The organism is Pseudomonas sp. NY15181 (assembly GCF_048068055.1).
In the GTDB taxonomy this organism is placed as follows: domain Bacteria; phylum Pseudomonadota; class Gammaproteobacteria; order Pseudomonadales; family Pseudomonadaceae; genus Pseudomonas.
The window spans coordinates 236,435-251,884 of sequence record NZ_JBLUPT010000007.1 but is presented as its reverse complement, the minus strand read 5'-3'; the positions used below and the strand labels follow the sequence as shown (position 1 = coordinate 251,884).

The 15,450-nt window shown below is 64.1% G+C and carries 12 protein-coding genes; 9 read left to right on the top strand and 3 right to left on the bottom strand.

The genetic code is table 11. The features are described from left to right. Nucleotides 1–354 precede the first annotated feature (354 nt). The 5 genes from arcD to ACNFBT_RS17990 all read left to right on the top strand — a co-directional run bounded on the left by arcD (nt 355) and on the right by ACNFBT_RS17990 (nt 7,360). The gene (gene arcD / locus ACNFBT_RS18010) at nt 355–1,803 is read left to right on the top strand and encodes an arginine-ornithine antiporter (protein WP_416751599.1); all 1,449 of its coding nucleotides are present in this window, start codon (nt 355–357) and stop codon (nt 1,801–1,803) included. A 16-nt stretch (nt 1,804–1,819) separates the two neighbouring features. After that, a complete protein-coding gene (gene arcA / locus ACNFBT_RS18005) occupies nt 1,820–3,076 on the top strand; it encodes an arginine deiminase (RefSeq protein WP_416751597.1) in 1,257 nt (418 codons plus the stop codon). Between the two features lie 108 nt (nt 3,077–3,184). Then, a complete protein-coding gene (locus tag ACNFBT_RS18000) occupies nt 3,185–4,195 on the top strand; it encodes an ornithine carbamoyltransferase (RefSeq protein ID WP_416751593.1) in 1,011 nt (336 codons plus the stop codon). 72 nt (nt 4,196–4,267) lie between these two features. Next, nucleotides 4,268–5,200 (top strand): carbamate kinase, encoded by a 933-nt coding sequence (gene arcC / locus ACNFBT_RS17995; RefSeq protein WP_416751591.1) that lies wholly within the window; start codon nt 4,268–4,270, stop codon nt 5,198–5,200. Nucleotides 5,201–5,461: 261 nt separating this feature from the next. Next, nucleotides 5,462–7,360 (top strand): beta-ketoacyl synthase, encoded by a 1,899-nt coding sequence (locus tag ACNFBT_RS17990; protein ID WP_416751589.1) that lies wholly within the window; start codon nt 5,462–5,464, stop codon nt 7,358–7,360. Nucleotides 7,361–7,576: 216 nt separating this feature from the next. On the opposite strand, the gene ACNFBT_RS17985 is transcribed toward ACNFBT_RS17990, so the two are convergent. Continuing rightward, entirely contained in the window at nt 7,577–8,401 is an 825-nt protein-coding gene (locus ACNFBT_RS17985) for an HDOD domain-containing protein (RefSeq protein ID WP_416751733.1), read from the bottom strand. Nucleotides 8,402–8,596: 195 nt separating this feature from the next. On the opposite strand from ACNFBT_RS17985, the gene ACNFBT_RS17980 reads away from it, so the two are divergent. Both ACNFBT_RS17980 and ACNFBT_RS17975 read left to right on the top strand, forming a co-directional pair. After that, complete coding sequence (locus ACNFBT_RS17980) at nt 8,597–9,136, top strand: type 1 glutamine amidotransferase domain-containing protein (protein WP_416751587.1); 540 nt, start codon at nt 8,597–8,599, stop codon at nt 9,134–9,136. A gap of 95 nt (nt 9,137–9,231) precedes the next feature. Then, nucleotides 9,232–10,428 (top strand): class I SAM-dependent rRNA methyltransferase, encoded by a 1,197-nt coding sequence (locus tag ACNFBT_RS17975; protein ID WP_416751585.1) that lies wholly within the window; start codon nt 9,232–9,234, stop codon nt 10,426–10,428. A 155-nt stretch (nt 10,429–10,583) separates the two neighbouring features. Here the strand turns inward: ACNFBT_RS17975 and ACNFBT_RS17970 are convergent, their stop codons facing one another. Then, the gene (locus ACNFBT_RS17970) at nt 10,584–10,913 is read right to left on the bottom strand and encodes a hypothetical protein (RefSeq protein ID WP_416751583.1); all 330 of its coding nucleotides are present in this window, start codon (nt 10,911–10,913) and stop codon (nt 10,584–10,586) included. 377 nt (nt 10,914–11,290) lie between these two features. Between ACNFBT_RS17970 and ilvD the strand changes: the two genes are divergently transcribed. Beyond that, a complete protein-coding gene (ilvD, locus tag ACNFBT_RS17965; RefSeq protein WP_416751581.1) occupies nt 11,291–13,129 on the top strand; it encodes a dihydroxy-acid dehydratase in 1,839 nt (612 codons plus the stop codon). Nucleotides 13,130–13,326: 197 nt separating this feature from the next. Here the strand turns inward: ilvD and ACNFBT_RS17960 are convergent, their stop codons facing one another. After that, on the bottom strand, nt 13,327–13,788 hold the full coding sequence (locus ACNFBT_RS17960; protein ID WP_416751579.1) for a pilin: 462 nt from the start codon (nt 13,786–13,788) through the stop codon (nt 13,327–13,329). Between the two features lie 270 nt (nt 13,789–14,058). Between ACNFBT_RS17960 and ACNFBT_RS17955 the strand changes: the two genes are divergently transcribed. After that, nucleotides 14,059–15,450, top strand: a complete 1,392-nt coding sequence (locus tag ACNFBT_RS17955) for a nucleobase:cation symporter-2 family protein (RefSeq protein WP_416751577.1) — start codon at nt 14,059–14,061, stop codon at nt 15,448–15,450.

Below are 15,450 nucleotides of genomic sequence, written 5' to 3'. Positions count from 1 at the left end.
GCGGCTCCCACTTGCATCAGATTGTTCCTACAGCCCTCCCTAACCGTCCATCGACGGAAAACTACCGTTCGCCGCCAGCGCACCGCCTACACGCCCCGCATACCCCAGCACGCCTGAATGACCCGCTCCTAAACTGTCATGACGCGGTCATATCAACGCGATCAAACTTTCACGAAACCCTCTCTAAATCGGGCATTACTGGAAAAGTCCTTCTATCTTGTCTGCGGGGTGAACGGATGACGGAGTACCGTTCGAAAACATTGGATAGCAAGCTATTGACCTACATCAGGGAGTGTCCCTGACAAGCGGCGCCTAATAGCTACACTCTCCAACTTCCTATAGGGAGATTCTTAAATGTCGCAAGAAAGCAGCCAAAAATTAAAACTCGGCGCGCTGACTGCCCTGGTCGTCGGCTCCATGATTGGCGGGGGTATCTTCTCCCTCCCGCAAAACATGGCCGCCAGCGCAGACGTCGGTGCCATCCTCATCGGTTGGGCCATTACCGCGGTCGGGATGCTGACACTCGCATTCGTCTTCCAGACCCTGGCCAACCGCAAACCTCAACTCGATGGTGGTGTGTACGCCTACGCCAAGGCTGGCTTCGGCGACTACATGGGCTTCTCCTCGGCCTGGGGGTACTGGATCAGCGCCTGGCTCGGCAACGTCGGTTACTTCCTCCTCCTGTTCAGCACCCTGGGCTACTTCTTCCCGATCTTCGGCAAGGGCGACACCCTCGCGGCAGTGATCTGTGCCTCGGTGTTGCTGTGGGCCCTGCACTTCCTGGTACTGCGCGGGATCAAGGAGGCGACGTTCATCAACACCATCACCACGGTGGCGAAGATCGTCCCGCTGTTCCTGTTCATCCTGATCTGCCTGTTCGCCTTCAAGCTGGACATCTTCAGCGCTGACATCTGGGGCGCAAGCAATCCGGACCTGGGCAGCGTGATGAATCAGGTGCGCAACATGATGCTGGTCACCGTCTGGGTGTTCATCGGCATCGAAGGCGCGAGCATCTTCTCCTCCCGTGCGGAAAAACGTTCCGACGTCGGTAAAGCCACTGTGATCGGCTTCATCACCGTACTGCTCCTGCTGGTACTGGTGAACGTACTGTCCATGGGCGTGATGACCCAACCGGAACTGGCCAAGCTGCAGAACCCGTCGATGGCCCTGGTACTGGAGCACGTCGTCGGTCACTGGGGTGCAGTGCTGATCAGCGTCGGTCTGCTGATCTCCTTGCTGGGTGCTCTGCTCTCCTGGGTCCTGCTGTGCGCCGAGATCATGTTCGCCGCGGCCAAGGACCACACCATGCCGGAGTTCCTTCGCAAGGAGAACGCCAACCAGGTGCCGGCCAACGCCCTGTGGCTGACCAACATCTGCGTACAGGTCTTCCTGGTGATCACCTTCTTCACCTCGGGCAGCTCCGACGGGATGGACCCGTACACCAAGATGCTGCTGCTGGCCACCTCGATGATCCTGATCCCGTACTTCTGGTCCGCCGCCTACGCCCTGCTGCTGGCAGTCAAAGGCGAGACCTACGACAAGGACCCGGGTGATCGCAGCAAGGACCTGATCATCGCCGCCATCTCGGTCATCTATGCCATCTGGCTGATCTACGCCGGTGGCCTGAAATACCTGCTGCTGTCGGCGCTGCTGTACGCGCCGGGCGTCATCCTCTTCGCTAAAGCGAAACATGAAGTGGGCCAACCCATCTTCACCAATGTCGAGAAGCTGATCTTCGCGGGTGTCGTCATCGGCGCCCTGATTGCGGCCTACGGCCTCTACGACGGCTTCCTCACTCTGTAACTCCTGGAGACATCTCATGAGCACGGAAAAAACCAAACTTGGCGTTCATTCTGAAGCTGGCAAATTGCGCAAAGTGATGGTCTGCTCGCCTGGACTTGCCCACCAACGCCTGACCCCGAGCAACTGCGACGAGTTGCTGTTCGACGACGTAATCTGGGTAAACCAGGCCAAGCGCGACCATTTCGACTTCGTCACCAAGATGCGCGAGCGTGGCATCGACGTCCTCGAAATGCACAACCTGCTGACCGAGACCGTCCAGAACCCCGAGGCCCTGAAGTGGATCCTCGACCGCAAGATCACCAACGACAGCGTTGGCCTGGGCCTGACCCAGGAACTGCGCGGCTGGCTGGAAAGCCTGGAGCCGCGCAAGCTGGCCGAGTTCCTCATCGGTGGCGTGGCCGCTGACGACATCCCCGACAGCGAAGGCGCCAAGGCGCTGAAGATGTACCGCGACTACCTGGGCCACTCCAGCTTCCTGCTGCCGCCGCTGCCCAACACCCAGTTCACCCGCGACACCACCTGCTGGATCTACGGCGGCGTGACCCTGAACCCGATGTACTGGCCGGCGCGACGCCAGGAAACCCTGCTGACCACCGCCATCTACAAGTTCCACCCGGAATTCACCAACGCCGAATTCGAAGTCTGGTACGGCGATCCGGACAAGGACCACGGCATGTCCACCCTCGAAGGTGGCGACGTGATGCCGATCGGCAACGGCGTCGTCCTGATCGGCATGGGTGAGCGCAGCTCCCGCCAGGCCATCGGCCAGGTTGCCCAGGCGCTGTTCGCCAAGGGCGCTGCCGAGAAAGTCGTCGTTGCCGGTCTGCCGAAGTCCCGCGCCGCGATGCACCTGGACACCGTCTTCACCTTCTGCGACCGCGATCTGGTCACCGTCTTCCCGGAAGTGGTGAAAGAGATCGTTCCCTTCGTCCTGCGTCCGGACGAGAAGAGCCCCTACGGCATCAACGTCCAGCGCGAAGACAAGGACTTCCTCACCGTCGTCGCCGAATCGCTGGGCCTGAAGAAACTGCGCGTCGTGGAAACCGGCGGCAACAGCTTCGCCGCCGAGCGCGAGCAGTGGGACGACGGCAACAACGTGGTCTGCCTGGAGCCGGGCGTAGTAGTCGGCTATGACCGCAACACCTACACCAACACCCTGCTGCGCAAGGCCGGTGTGGAAGTCGTCACCATCAGCGCCGGCGAACTGGGCCGGGGCCGTGGCGGCGGTCACTGCATGACCTGCCCGATCCTGCGTGATCCGGTCGATTACTGATCCCAACTGAGCGCACAAACCCTGCTGGGCGGCCCGAACGGGGCCGTCCACCTCGCCAGCCACTAATGCCGCTGGCGAGGCCGAGAATTCCATCCAAGGAGAAAGATCATGGCTTTCAACATGCACAACCGTAACCTGCTCAGCCTGATGCACCACAGCACCCGCGAGCTGCGCTATCTCCTCGACCTGTCCCGCGACCTGAAACGCGCCAAGTACACCGGCACCGAGCAGCAACACCTCAAAGGCAACAACATCGCGCTGATCTTCGAGAAAACCTCGACCCGCACCCGTTGCGCCTTCGAAGTCGCCGCCTATGACCAGGGCGCCAACGTTACCTACATCGACCCGAACTCCTCGCAGATCGGCCACAAAGAGAGCATGAAGGACACCGCCCGCGTGCTCGGCCGCATGTACGACGCCATCGAATACCGTGGCTTCAAGCAGGAGATCGTCGAAGAACTGGCGAAATTCGCCGGCGTCCCGGTGTTCAACGGCCTGACCGACGAGTACCACCCGACGCAGATGCTGGCCGACGTGCTGACCATGCGCGAGCACAGCGACAAGCCGCTGCACGAGATCACCTACGCCTACCTGGGCGACGCCCGCAACAACATGGGCAACTCCCTGCTGCTGATCGGCGCCAAGCTGGGCATGGACGTGCGCATCGCCGCACCGAAGGAACTCTGGCCGACCGACGAGCACATCGCCGCCTGCAAGAAGTTCGCTGAAGAAAGCGGTGCCCGCATCACCATCACCGAAGACCCGAAAGTGGCGGTCAAGGGCGTGGACTTCATCCACACCGACGTGTGGGTCTCCATGGGCGAGCCGGTCGAAGCCTGGGGCGAACGCATCAAGGAACTGCTGCCCTACCAGGTCAACATGGACATGATGAAGGCCGCCGGCAACCCGCGCGTGAAGTTCATGCACTGCCTGCCCGCCTTCCACAACAGCGAAACCAAGGTCGGCAAGCAGATCGCCGAGCAGTACCCGAACCTGAAGAACGGCATCGAAGTCACCGAAGACGTCTTCGAGTCCCCTTACAACATTGCCTTCGAGCAAGCGGAAAACCGCATGCACACCATCAAGGCAATCCTCGTTTCGACCCTCGCCGACATGTAATGCCGGGCCGTCCCCGGACCGCGACGCCGTCGCCGGTCCGGGGGCGTTTCCACTCTTTCGGAGGTAATGAATATGCGTATCGTCGTCGCATTGGGCGGCAACGCCCTGCTGCGTCGTGGCGAGCCCATGACTGCCGACAACCAGCGCGCCAACGTTAAGATCGCCGCCGAGCAGATCGCCAAGGTCGCTCCGGGCAACGAACTGGTGATCGCCCACGGCAACGGCCCGCAAGTCGGCCTGCTGGCCCTGCAGGGCGCGGCCTATGAAAAGGTCTCCCCGTACCCGCTGGACGTTCTGGGCGCCGAGACCGAAGGCATGATCGGTTACATGATCGAACAGGAAATGGGCAACCTGCTGCCGTTCGAAGTACCGTTCGCCACCATCCTCACCCAGGTCGAAGTCGACGCCAAGGACCCGGCCTTCCAGAACCCGACCAAGCCGATCGGCCCGGTCTACTCCAAGGAAGAGGCCGAAGCCCTCGCCAAGGAAAAGGGCTGGAGCATTGCTCCCGATGGCGACAAGTTCCGCCGCGTGGTCGCCAGCCCCCGTCCGAAGCGCATCTTCGAGATCCGTCCGGTCAAATGGCTGCTGGAGAAAGGCACCATCGTCATCTGCGCAGGCGGCGGCGGTATCCCGACCATGTATGACGAGTCCGGCAAGAAGCTCTCCGGCGTCGAAGCGGTGATCGACAAGGACCTCTGCTCCTCGCTGCTGGCCCAGGAACTGTCGGCTGACATCCTGATCATCGCCACCGACGTGGACGCGGCCTACATCGACTGGGGCAAACCGACCCAGAAGGCCATCGCCCAGGCCCACCCGGACGAACTGGAACGCTTGGGCTTCGCCGCCGGCTCCATGGGGCCGAAGGTCATGGCGGCCATCGAGTTCGCCCGCAGTACCGGCAAGGACGCGGTGATCGGCTCGCTGGAAAACATCGTGGCCATCACCGAAGGCAAGTCCGGCACCCGCGTCAGCACCAAAAAGGCTGGCATCGAGTACCGCTGAGCAATACCCGCAGTACCTCCGGGAGCCCATCGTGGCTCCCGGTTCTCCCTTCCTCCCGTAGTCCTCGCTCTATCTGTACGGAAATTCGTCGCCTTCTTCCGCCAAATCCTGGCGTTGGCGTGACTCGACGGTCATCATCCTCGTCAGCTAAAGCATTCGAATCACTCAAGCCACCGCTGGCTTTGTGCCACTGGGCCGCCCTGCCACGGGCAACTACCGCCCGAACGCACAAGATGGACTTGCTGAAGGAGTTTCCGAGAGATGTCTCGACTACCGGTCATCGTTGGTTTTGGTGGGTATAACGCTGCGGGTCGCAGCTCGTTCCACCATGGGTTCCGCCGCACCGTCCTCGAATCCATGGAGAGCACCGCTCGCCAGGAAACCCTCGCCGGCCTCGCTGTCATGATGAAGCTGGTGAAGTTCGACGCCGGGCAATACCGCGACGCCGAAGGCCAGGCCCTGACCCTGGCCGAGATCGAACAGCGCTTCGCCGATCAGATCCGCCAGTCCACCCTGATCCGCCGCATCGAACGGCAATACCTCGACGTCGATGCCGCCCACTGCCACAAGAGCATCACCCTCGGCGCCGCCGGCAGCCCGGTCACCTTCAGCACCCAGCGCAAGCAACTGCCCGAGCCGCTGCCAGCCAACTGGTCGGTGGAAGAGCTCGAAGGCGGCGAAGTCCGCGTCACCCTGCACGACAGCTGCGAATTCAAGGTCGACAGCTACCGCGCGCTGCCGGTGAAGTCCGCCGGCCAGCTGCCCACCGGCTTCGAGCCGGGCGAACTGTACAACTCGCGCTTCCACCCGCGCGGCCTGCAGATGTCCGTGGTCGCCGCCACCGACGCGGTACGCTCCGTCGGCATCGACTGGCAGACCATCTGCGACAAGGTGCAACCCGACGAGATCGCCGTGTTCTCCAGCAGCATCATGAGCCAGTTGGACGAGAACGGTTACGGCGGCCTGCTGCAATCGCGCCTGCGCGGCCACCGCGTGTCGGCCAAGCAGCTGCCGCTGGGCTTCAACAGCATGCCCACCGACTTCATCAACGCCTATGTGCTGGGCAGCGTCGGCATGACCGGCAGCATCACCGGCGCCTGCGCCACCTTCCTCTATAACCTGCAGAAAGGCATCGACGTCATCACCACCGGCCAGGCCCGCGTGGTCATCGTCGGCAACGCCGAAGCGCCGATCACCTCCGAGATCATCGAGGGCTACGCCGCCATGGGCGCGCTGGCCACCGAGGAAGGCCTGCGTCACATCGAAGGCCGCGATGACGTCGACTTCCGCCGCGCCAGCCGCCCGTTCGGCGAGAACTGCGGCTTCACCCTGGCCGAGTCCGCGCAGTACGTGGTGCTGATGGACGACGCCCTGGCCCTGGAGCTGGGCGCCGACATCCACGGCTCGGTACCGGACGTGTTCATCAACGCCGACGGCTTCAAGAAGTCCATCTCCGCCCCCGGTCCGGGCAACTACCTGACCATGGCCAAGGCCGTGGCCGCCGCCGCGCAGATCGTAGGCCCGGATAGCGTGCGCCAGCACAGCTTCGTCCACGCCCACGGCTCCAGCACCCCGGCCAACCGCGTCACCGAATCGGAAATCCTCGACCGCGTGGCCACCGCCTTCGGCATCAGCGATTGGCCCGTCACCGCGGCGAAGGCCTTCGTCGGCCACTCCCTGGCCACCGCCAGCGCCGACCAGCTGATCTCCGCCCTGGGGACCTTCCGCTACGGCGTCATCCCCGGCATCAAGACCGTGGACAAGTTCGCCGACGACGTCTTCAAGGACCACATCGCCCTGTCCAGCACCGATGTGCGCCGCGACGACCTGGAAGTCTGCTTCATCAACTCCAAGGGCTTCGGCGGCAACAACGCCACCGGCGTGCTGCTGTCCCCGGCCGTCACCGAGAAGATGCTGCGCAAACGCCACGGCGATGCCGCCTTCGCCAGCTACCAGGAACGCCGCGAAGCCACCCGCAGCGCTGCCCGCCAGTACGACGAGGCCGCGACCCAGGGCCGCTTCGAGATCATCTACAACTTCGGCAACGACATGATCGACGAGCAGGCCATCGAGATCAGCGAAAAGGGCGTACAGGTGCCGGGCTTCAGCCGTGCCATCGCCTACAAGAAGGACGCGCGTTTCAGCGACATGCTCGACTGATCGCCGCCGTTCGACGAAAAAGCCGGGCAAATGCCCGGCTTTTTCATATCTGAAGCCCCGCTTCACACGATGCCTCTTGTAGGAGCGAGCTTGCTCGCGAACAGGGCTCCCCGGCCACCTTGGCGTTGGGCGGTTCGCGAGCAAGCTCTCTCCTACAGGGCTCAGTGCGGGGATCAGTACGTCCCCGCCACGCACCCAGCGCGTCATGCGCCAAAGTCAGTAGGTGCCTTGCCCCACACCCAACTCGAGAATGCTGGCCTTGAGGTTCTCGAAGTCGTACTCCGACAGCCCGACGTAATCCAGCACCTTGGCGCGGATGCTCTCCCACTCGTGGTCTTCCGGCTGGTTGCCCAGCACGCGGTGCGAGCCGCAGATGTGCTCGGCCATCTTGAGGATCGCCAGCAGGTTCTTCAGTTGCGTATCGCGGGCGCTGTCGTCGCTGAAGATCGACAACGCATTGTGGTGGTTGGCGATGGCCTCGCAGACATGCTCCGGCAAACGCCAGGAGCGCGCGGTGAAATAACCGACCACCGCATGGTTGGTGTTCAGCACGCGGTTCTCGGTGTCCACCACCCGGCGCTCGTCGCTGGCGCTGGCGTAGGCCTCTTCCAGCACCGCCATGTAATGCGGGAAGCGCTTGAGCATCAGCGGAATGCCGCAGTTGTGGAACAGCCCCAGCGCGTACGCCTCGTCCACCGACTCGTAGCCGATGCGCTTGGCCAGGGTCAGGCAGCTCATGGCCACGTCCTGCGCGGTGTCCCAGAAGCGGTTGAGGGTGACGATGGTGTCGTCGGTCATCTCGCCTTTGATCGACTGCGCGTTGATCAGGTTGATCACCGAGCGGCTGCCCAGCAGGTTCACCGCGCGCTGGATCGAGGTAATGCGGTTCGCCAGCCCGAAGAAGGGCGAGTTCACCAGTTTCAACAGCGCGCCGGACAGCCCCGGGTCCTGGCTGATCAGCTTGGCGATCGCCTTCAGGTCCGGGTTGGGCATGAACTGCTCCATCTGCAGGTCAACCATGATCTGCGGCTGCGGCGGCACACTGATGCCCTGCAAGGCCTGGCGGATCTGTTCGGCGGAAAGTTCTTGGGACATGAGCGGGCAGCAGGCTGGATGTTGATGGGGCGCACAGTTTACCCAGAGCGCGGCGTTCTGGAACCGGCGTTTTAGACTGAACTTTCATCGGCGGCAGTGTCGGAATCTTTACACCCAGAAGGACCACACGGGAGATTCGCCATGACGCAGAAACTCAACGGCAAGACTGTCGCCATCCTGGTTACCGACGGCTTCGAGCAGGTGGAACTGACCGGCCCGCGCAATGCCCTGGAACAGGCCGGGGCCAAGGTACGCATTCTTTCCGACAACAAAGACAAGGTCCGCGGCTGGAACCATGACCGGCCCGGCGACAACTTCAAGGTGGACGGCACCTTCGAGACGGCCCACATCGACGAATACGACGCCGTGTTGCTGCCCGGCGGCGTGATCAACTCCGACCAGATCCGCAGCCTGCCCAGGGCCCAGGAACTGGTGCGCCGCGCCGATTACGCCGGCAAACCCATCGCGGTGATCTGCCACGGCGCCTGGCTGCTGGTCTCCGCCGGGCTGGTGAATGGCCGCACCCTGACCAGCTGGAACTCGCTCAAGGACGACATCAACAACGCCGGCGGCCATTGGGTCGACCGCCCGGTGGTCAAGGACGGCCACCTCATCAGCAGCCGCAAGCCCGACGATATCCCGGTATTCAGCAAGCAGCTGATCGAAACCCTCACCCTCTGAGCGACCACCCCGAATCGACCAAAAGCGCACGCGCCCTGCTCCGGCGGCGCGTGCCGCTGCGGTATAATCGCGCTCTTTTGCCGGAGCCTTTCCCCATGACCCTGCCCAGCCTGCGTCTGAAAGCCAACGCCGAGCGCCGCCTGCGCGCCGGCCACCTGTGGGTCTACAGCAACGAGGTGGACGTTGCCGCCACCCCGCTGAACGGTTTCGGCGCCGGCGAGCAGGCCATCCTGGAAATGGCCAACGGCAAGCCGCTGGGCATCGTCGCGATGAGCCCGAACAATCTCATCTGCGCCCGCCTGATTTCCCGCGACACCAAGCACGTTCTCGACAAATCCCTGCTGGTTCACCGCCTGAACGTTGCCCTGAGCCTGCGCGAGCGCCTGTTCGACAAGCCCTTCTACCGCCTGGTCTACGGCGACTCCGACCTGCTGCCGGGCCTGGTGGTCGACCGCTTCGGCGACGTGCTGGTGGTCCAGCTCGCCTCGGCGACCATGGAAAAGCACCGCGACGACGTGCTCGCCGCCCTGCTGCAGGTGCTCAAGCCCAGCGCCGTGCTGTGGAAGAACGACTCCAGCGCCCGCGACGCCGAAGGCCTGGAGCGCTACGTCGAGAACGCCTACGGCGAAGTCCCGGAATGGGTCGCCCTGGAAGAGAACGGCGTGAAGTTCGAAGCCCCGGTGCTGGCGGGCCAGAAGACCGGCTGGTTCTACGACCACCGCATGAACCGCGCCCGCCTGCAGCCCTACGTACAGGGCAAGCGCGTGCTCGACCTGTTCAGCTACATCGGCGGCTGGGGCATCCAGGCCGCGGCCTTCGGCGCCAGCGACGTGATGTGCGTGGACGCCTCCGGCTTCGCCCTCGACGGCGTGGAGCGCAACGCCGCGCTGAACGGCGTGGCCGACAAGGTCGCCTGCGTCGAAGGTGACGTGTTCGAGGCCCTGCGCGAACTGAAGGCCGCCGACGAGCGCTTCGACGTGATCGTTGCCGACCCGCCCGCCTTCATCAAGCGCAAGAAGGACCTGAAGAACGGCGAGGCCGCCTACCGCCGCCTGAACGAACAGGCCATGCGCCTGCTGTCCAAGGACGGCGTGCTGGTCAGCGCCTCCTGCTCCATGCACCTGCCCGAGGACGACCTGCAGAACATCCTGCTGGGCAGCGCCCGCCACCTGGACCGCAACATCCAGCTGCTCGAGCGCGGCGGCCAGGGCCCGGACCACCCGGTCCACCTGGCGATCCCGGAAACCCGCTACATCAAGAGCCTGACCGTCCGCCTGCTGCCCAACGGCTGATGATCTGCCCTTGTAGGGCGCCTAAAGCGGAACGCTTTATCCGCCGGCTCCATTCCCAAGGCGGCGGATGACGCTTGGGGCGTTATGCGCCCTACAGCACCAAGGCATTGCGCGTTAGAGAACGGGGCGCTTCCCAGTCGGAAGCGCCCCGTTTTTCATTTCAGCGGCATCAGCGAATCCGCCTCGCTGATCGCCGCCTTGCCCGTCTTGCGCTCGAACAGGCACAGCTCGCGGCCCTGTTTACCCTGCATGTGCTTTTGCGAGCTCTTTTTCCCGGAGTACTGACCACCGATCATCAGCGCCGTGTAACCCACGCTGTCGTCGAACAGCACCGGCGTGCCCAGCACCTTCTTGTTCTGCAGATGACTCAGCGCCAGGCAAGCTTCGCGCTGCTGCTTGTCCTGCGCCTGCCAGGCCTGGTCGGACGAGGCCTGCACACTGCCGACGAAGAGCGCCGCCAGCACGGCGATGTGGGTGACTTTCATGGGGTTGCTCCTTCAACGAACGGGACGAGAAAAACGCCAGCGGCCATTCAGACCACGCCAGGGCAGTGAAAGTCTATGGCGTGGGCCGACCGCCAGCCTTTCCCTGGCGGCAAGGGCCGGCGTAGAATCCGGGCATTCCTGCCATTTATCCCCCGGCGGGCCTGTGAGCCCCGGCCGAGCAGGCGGTGACCCCGCCACGCCCCGCGCCGACCTCGCCCATGCAAGGCCATCTGCTGTTTGCATCCGGTGCGTACCGCGCTCACGATACGAAATCAGAGTCCGCTCAAGGTCTCGCCGGCCAGCCCTACCCGCTGTACGCCGCCGCATGAAAAGACCCGGATCGACTCCCACCGTGACCTGATGCGCAGGAACCTGTCATGCCCGATTACCGCTCGAAAACCTCCACCCACGGCCGCAACATGGCCGGCGCCCGCGCCCTGTGGCGCGCCACCGGGATGAAGGACGAAGACTTCAAGAAGCCGATCATCGCCATCGCCAACTCCTTCACCCAGTTCGTGCCCGGCCACGTGCACCTGAAGGACCTGGGCCAGCTGGTCGCCCGCGAGATCGAAAAACACGGCGGCGTGGCCAAGGAATTCAACACCATCGCCGTGGACGACGGCATCGCCATGGGCCATGACGGCATGCTCTATTCCCTGCCGTCGCGCGAGATCATCGCCGACTCCGTGGAATACATGGTCAACGCCCACTGCGCCGACGCCATCGTCTGCATCTCCAACTGCGACAAGATCACCCCCGGCATGCTGATGGCCGCCCTGCGCCTGAACATCCCGGTGGTGTTCGTCTCCGGCGGCCCGATGGAAGCCGGCAAGACCAAGCTGGCCAACCACGGCCTGGACCTGGTAGACGCCATGGTGGTCGCCGCTGACGACTCCTGCTCCGACGAGAAGGTCGCCGAGTACGAGCGCAGCGCCTGCCCGACCTGCGGCTCCTGCTCCGGCATGTTCACCGCCAACTCGATGAACTGCCTGACCGAAGCGCTGGGCCTGTCCCTGCCGGGCAACGGTTCGACCCTGGCCACCCACGCCGACCGCGAGCAGCTGTTCCTGCGCGCCGGCCGCCTGGCCGTCGAACTCTGCCAGCGCTACTACGGCGAAGGCGACGAGTCCGTACTGCCGCGCAACGTCGCCAGCTTCAAGGCGTTCGAGAACGCCATGACCCTCGACATCGCCATGGGCGGCTCGACCAACACCATCCTGCACCTGCTGGCCGCCGCCCAGGAGGCGGAGATCGCCTTCGACCTGCGCGACATCGATCGCCTGTCGCGCAAGGTGCCGCAGCTGTGCAAGGTTGCGCCGAACATCCAGAAGTACCACATGGAAGACGTGCACCGCGCCGGCGGCATCTTCTCCATCCTCGGCGAGCTGGCCCGTGGCGGCCTGCTGCACACCGACGTGCCGACCGTGCACAGCCCGAGCATGGCCGACGCCATCGCCGAGTGGGACATCACCCAGACCCAGGACGAGAAGGTCCACACCTTCTTCAAGGCCGGCCCCGCCGGCATCCCGACCCAGGTGGCGTTCAGCCAGAGCACCCGCTGGCCGACCCTGGACGATGACCGCGCCGAAGGCTGCATCCGCAGCGTCGAGCACGCCTACTCCCAGGAAGGCGGCCTGGCCGTGCTGTACGGCAACATCGCCCTCGACGGCTGCGTGGTGAAGACCGCCGGCGTGGACGAATCCATCCACGTGTTCGAAGGCAGCGCGAAGATCTTCGAAAGCCAGGACGCCGCCGTGAAGGGCATCCTCGCCGACGAAGTGAAGCCGGGCGACATCGTGATCATCCGCTACGAAGGCCCGAAAGGCGGCCCGGGCATGCAGGAAATGCTGTACCCGACCAGCTACCTGAAGTCCAAGGGTCTGGGCAAGCAGTGCGCCCTGCTCACCGACGGCCGCTTCTCCGGCGGCACCTCGGGCCTGTCCATCGGCCACGCCTCGCCGGAAGCCGCCGCGGGCGGCGCCATCGGCCTGGTGCAGGACGGCGACAAGGTACTGATCGACATCCCCAACCGCAGCATCAACCTGCTGGTGAGCGATGACGAACTGGCTGCCCGCCGCGTCGAACAGGACAAGAAAGGCTGGAAGCCGGCCCAGCCGCGCGCGCGCAAGGTGAGCACCGCGCTGAAGGCCTACGCCCTGCTGGCCACCAGCGCCGACAAGGGTGCGGTGCGCGACAAGGCGCTGCTGGACGGTTGAGTCTGGCGGTGAAATGAAAAAGCCCGGCGAATGCCGGGCTTTTTTGTTCCGGTTGTGGTGCTTTTCGTAGGAGCGAGCTTGCTCGCGAACCCCGTTCAGCCTCGGCATCACAGGCATGCTCTGTTCGCGAGCAAGCTCGCTCCTACAGGCTCATGCGACTCCGCGATCAGATGGCCGGCAGAGGGTTTCGTTAAGCCTTACGAGTCGCCTTTCGCCGCCTTCGGACAATCCCCGGAGCCCGGTTTGAGCCCACGCTCCGCATTGCAGATCGTGCCGCTTTCCGTCCATACGATGTTTCCCAACTTGTCGTCCTTCTTCGGTGTCAGCACGATGGTCAGCGAATCGCCATCGGCATTGGTCGCTCCGGTAGTCGCTTTAATGACGCCACCCTCCACCGAATAACCTCCGGTGATGTTTGCCGTCTCCGCGATCCCTTCGGGAATCCCGTAGGCGCCAGCCTTACACTCTTCCTTCTTCGTCTCGGCGAGGCAGAGACTGACCGCCGTCTTCACGCCGGAAAGCTCCGTCTTCGCCGCCGCGGCGCGCGAACGCGAGGAGTAGTCCGAGTACAACGGCAGAGAGACCGAAGCCAGGATGCCGATGATCGCCACGACGATCATCAGTTCGATCAGGGTGAAACCGTTCTGTACGTTCTTCATCTTCAATTCCGTCCTCTGGATAGGTCCGGAAACCTGGATGGTTCCGGATGCAGTCCAGTGAAGTCGCGGAATCACGGGCGAACATTCAGACGCGTCCGCGCATCCAGTTGAAAATTCGCCTCTTTTTTCAACGTCGAAGGGCTCAGCGGTACTCCTGTCGAGCCACGGCGTAGGAAAGCGGGCTTCCCCGTTCATCCCCCCTTGCTTCATGGCACTGTGCGATCCCGGCCGAGGCCAGTAAAATCGCGCTCTTTTTTCCGGACCGCCCCCATGAGCTCCTTCGAGAACCCGTCCGCCGCCAAGGACCAGCCCGACCTGGTCTACGGCCTGGAAGACCGCCCTGCCCTGCCCATCGCCCTGCTCGCGGCGCTGCAGCACCTGCTGGCGATCATCGTGCCCATCGTCACCCCCGGCCTGCTGATCTGCCAGGCGCTGGGCGTGTCGCCGCGCGACACCAACCTGATCGTGTCGATGTCGCTGGTGATCTCCGGCATCGCCACCTTCGTCCAGTGCAAGCGCTTCGGGCCGTTCGGCGCGGGGCTCTTGATCGTCCAGGGCACCAGCTTCAACTTCGTCGGCCCGCTGATCGCCGGCGGTGCGCTGATGGTGAAGAACGGCACTCCGGTGGAAGCGGTGATGGCGGCGATCTTCGGCGTGGTCATGGCCGGCTCCTTCGTGGAGATGGGCGTGTCGCGCATCCTGCCCTTCGTGAAGCGCCTGATCACCCCGCTGGTCACCGGCATCGTGGTGCTGATGATCGGCCTCACCCTGATCAAGGTCGGCCTGATCAGCATGGGCGGCGGCTTCTCCGCCATGAGCAACGGCACCTTCGCCAACGGCGAGAACCTGATGCTGTCTGGCCTGGTGCTGGCGATCATCGTCATCCTCAACCGCATCCCGGTGGTGTGGATGCGCAGCGGCGCCATCGTCATCGCGCTGGCCGTGGGCTACGCGCTGGCCGGCTACCTGGGCCGCCTGGACTTCACCGGCATGCACGAGGCGCCGGCCTTCCAGGTTCCGGTGCCGCTGCACTTCGGCCTGGGTTTCTCCTGGAGCCTGTTCATCCCGATGCTGGTGATCTACCTGGTGACCTCGCTGGAAGCCATCGGTGACGTCACCGCCACCAGCAAGATCTCCAGGCAGCCGGTGGAAGGCCCGCTGTGGATGCAGCGGATCAAGGGTGGCGTGCTGGTGAACGGCGCCAACTCGCTGCTGGCCGGCCTGTTCAACACCTTCCCCAGCTCCGTGTTCGCGCAGAACAACGGCGTGATCCAGCTGACCGGCGTGGCCAGCCGCCACGTCGGCCTGTGGATCGCCGCGATGCTCGTCGTGCTGGGCCTGTTCCCCAGCGTGGCCGGGGTGATCCAGGCCGTGCCGGAACCGGTGCTCGGCGGCGCGGCGATGGTGATGTTCGGTGCGGTCGCCGCCTCCGGCATCAACATCCTCGCCGGCACCCACCTGGACCGCCGCGCGCTGCTGATCATCGCCGTCAGCCTGGCGCTGGGCCTGGGCATCTCGCAGGTGCCGGAGTTCCTCGCGCACATGCCCCACGCCATCCGCAACGTGCTGGAATCCGGCGTCGCCACCGGCGGCATCTGCGCCCTGCTGCTGAACTGGTTCCTACCCGAGTCCGACGCCGCCAAGGCCTCGCACAACGGCTGA

Excerpts from the sequence above, each read along its gene's own strand:
- arcD (WP_416751599.1), top strand. The coding sequence starts at position 355 with ATGTCGCAAGAAAGCAGCCAAAAATTAAAACTCGGCGCGCTGACTGCC.
- arcA (WP_416751597.1), top strand. The coding sequence starts at position 1,820 with ATGAGCACGGAAAAAACCAAACTTGGCGTTCATTCTGAAGCTGGCAAA.
- ACNFBT_RS18000 (WP_416751593.1), top strand. The coding sequence starts at position 3,185 with ATGGCTTTCAACATGCACAACCGTAACCTGCTCAGCCTGATGCACCAC.
- arcC (WP_416751591.1), top strand. The coding sequence starts at position 4,268 with ATGCGTATCGTCGTCGCATTGGGCGGCAACGCCCTGCTGCGTCGTGGC.
- ACNFBT_RS17990 (WP_416751589.1), top strand. The coding sequence starts at position 5,462 with ATGTCTCGACTACCGGTCATCGTTGGTTTTGGTGGGTATAACGCTGCG.
- ACNFBT_RS17980 (WP_416751587.1), top strand. The coding sequence starts at position 8,597 with ATGACGCAGAAACTCAACGGCAAGACTGTCGCCATCCTGGTTACCGAC.
- ACNFBT_RS17975 (WP_416751585.1), top strand. The coding sequence starts at position 9,232 with ATGACCCTGCCCAGCCTGCGTCTGAAAGCCAACGCCGAGCGCCGCCTG.
- ACNFBT_RS17970 (WP_416751583.1), bottom strand. The coding sequence starts at position 10,913 with ATGAAAGTCACCCACATCGCCGTGCTGGCGGCGCTCTTCGTCGGCAGT.
- ilvD (WP_416751581.1), top strand. The coding sequence starts at position 11,291 with ATGCCCGATTACCGCTCGAAAACCTCCACCCACGGCCGCAACATGGCC.
- ACNFBT_RS17960 (WP_416751579.1), bottom strand. The coding sequence starts at position 13,788 with ATGAAGAACGTACAGAACGGTTTCACCCTGATCGAACTGATGATCGTC.
- ACNFBT_RS17955 (WP_416751577.1), top strand. The coding sequence starts at position 14,059 with ATGAGCTCCTTCGAGAACCCGTCCGCCGCCAAGGACCAGCCCGACCTG.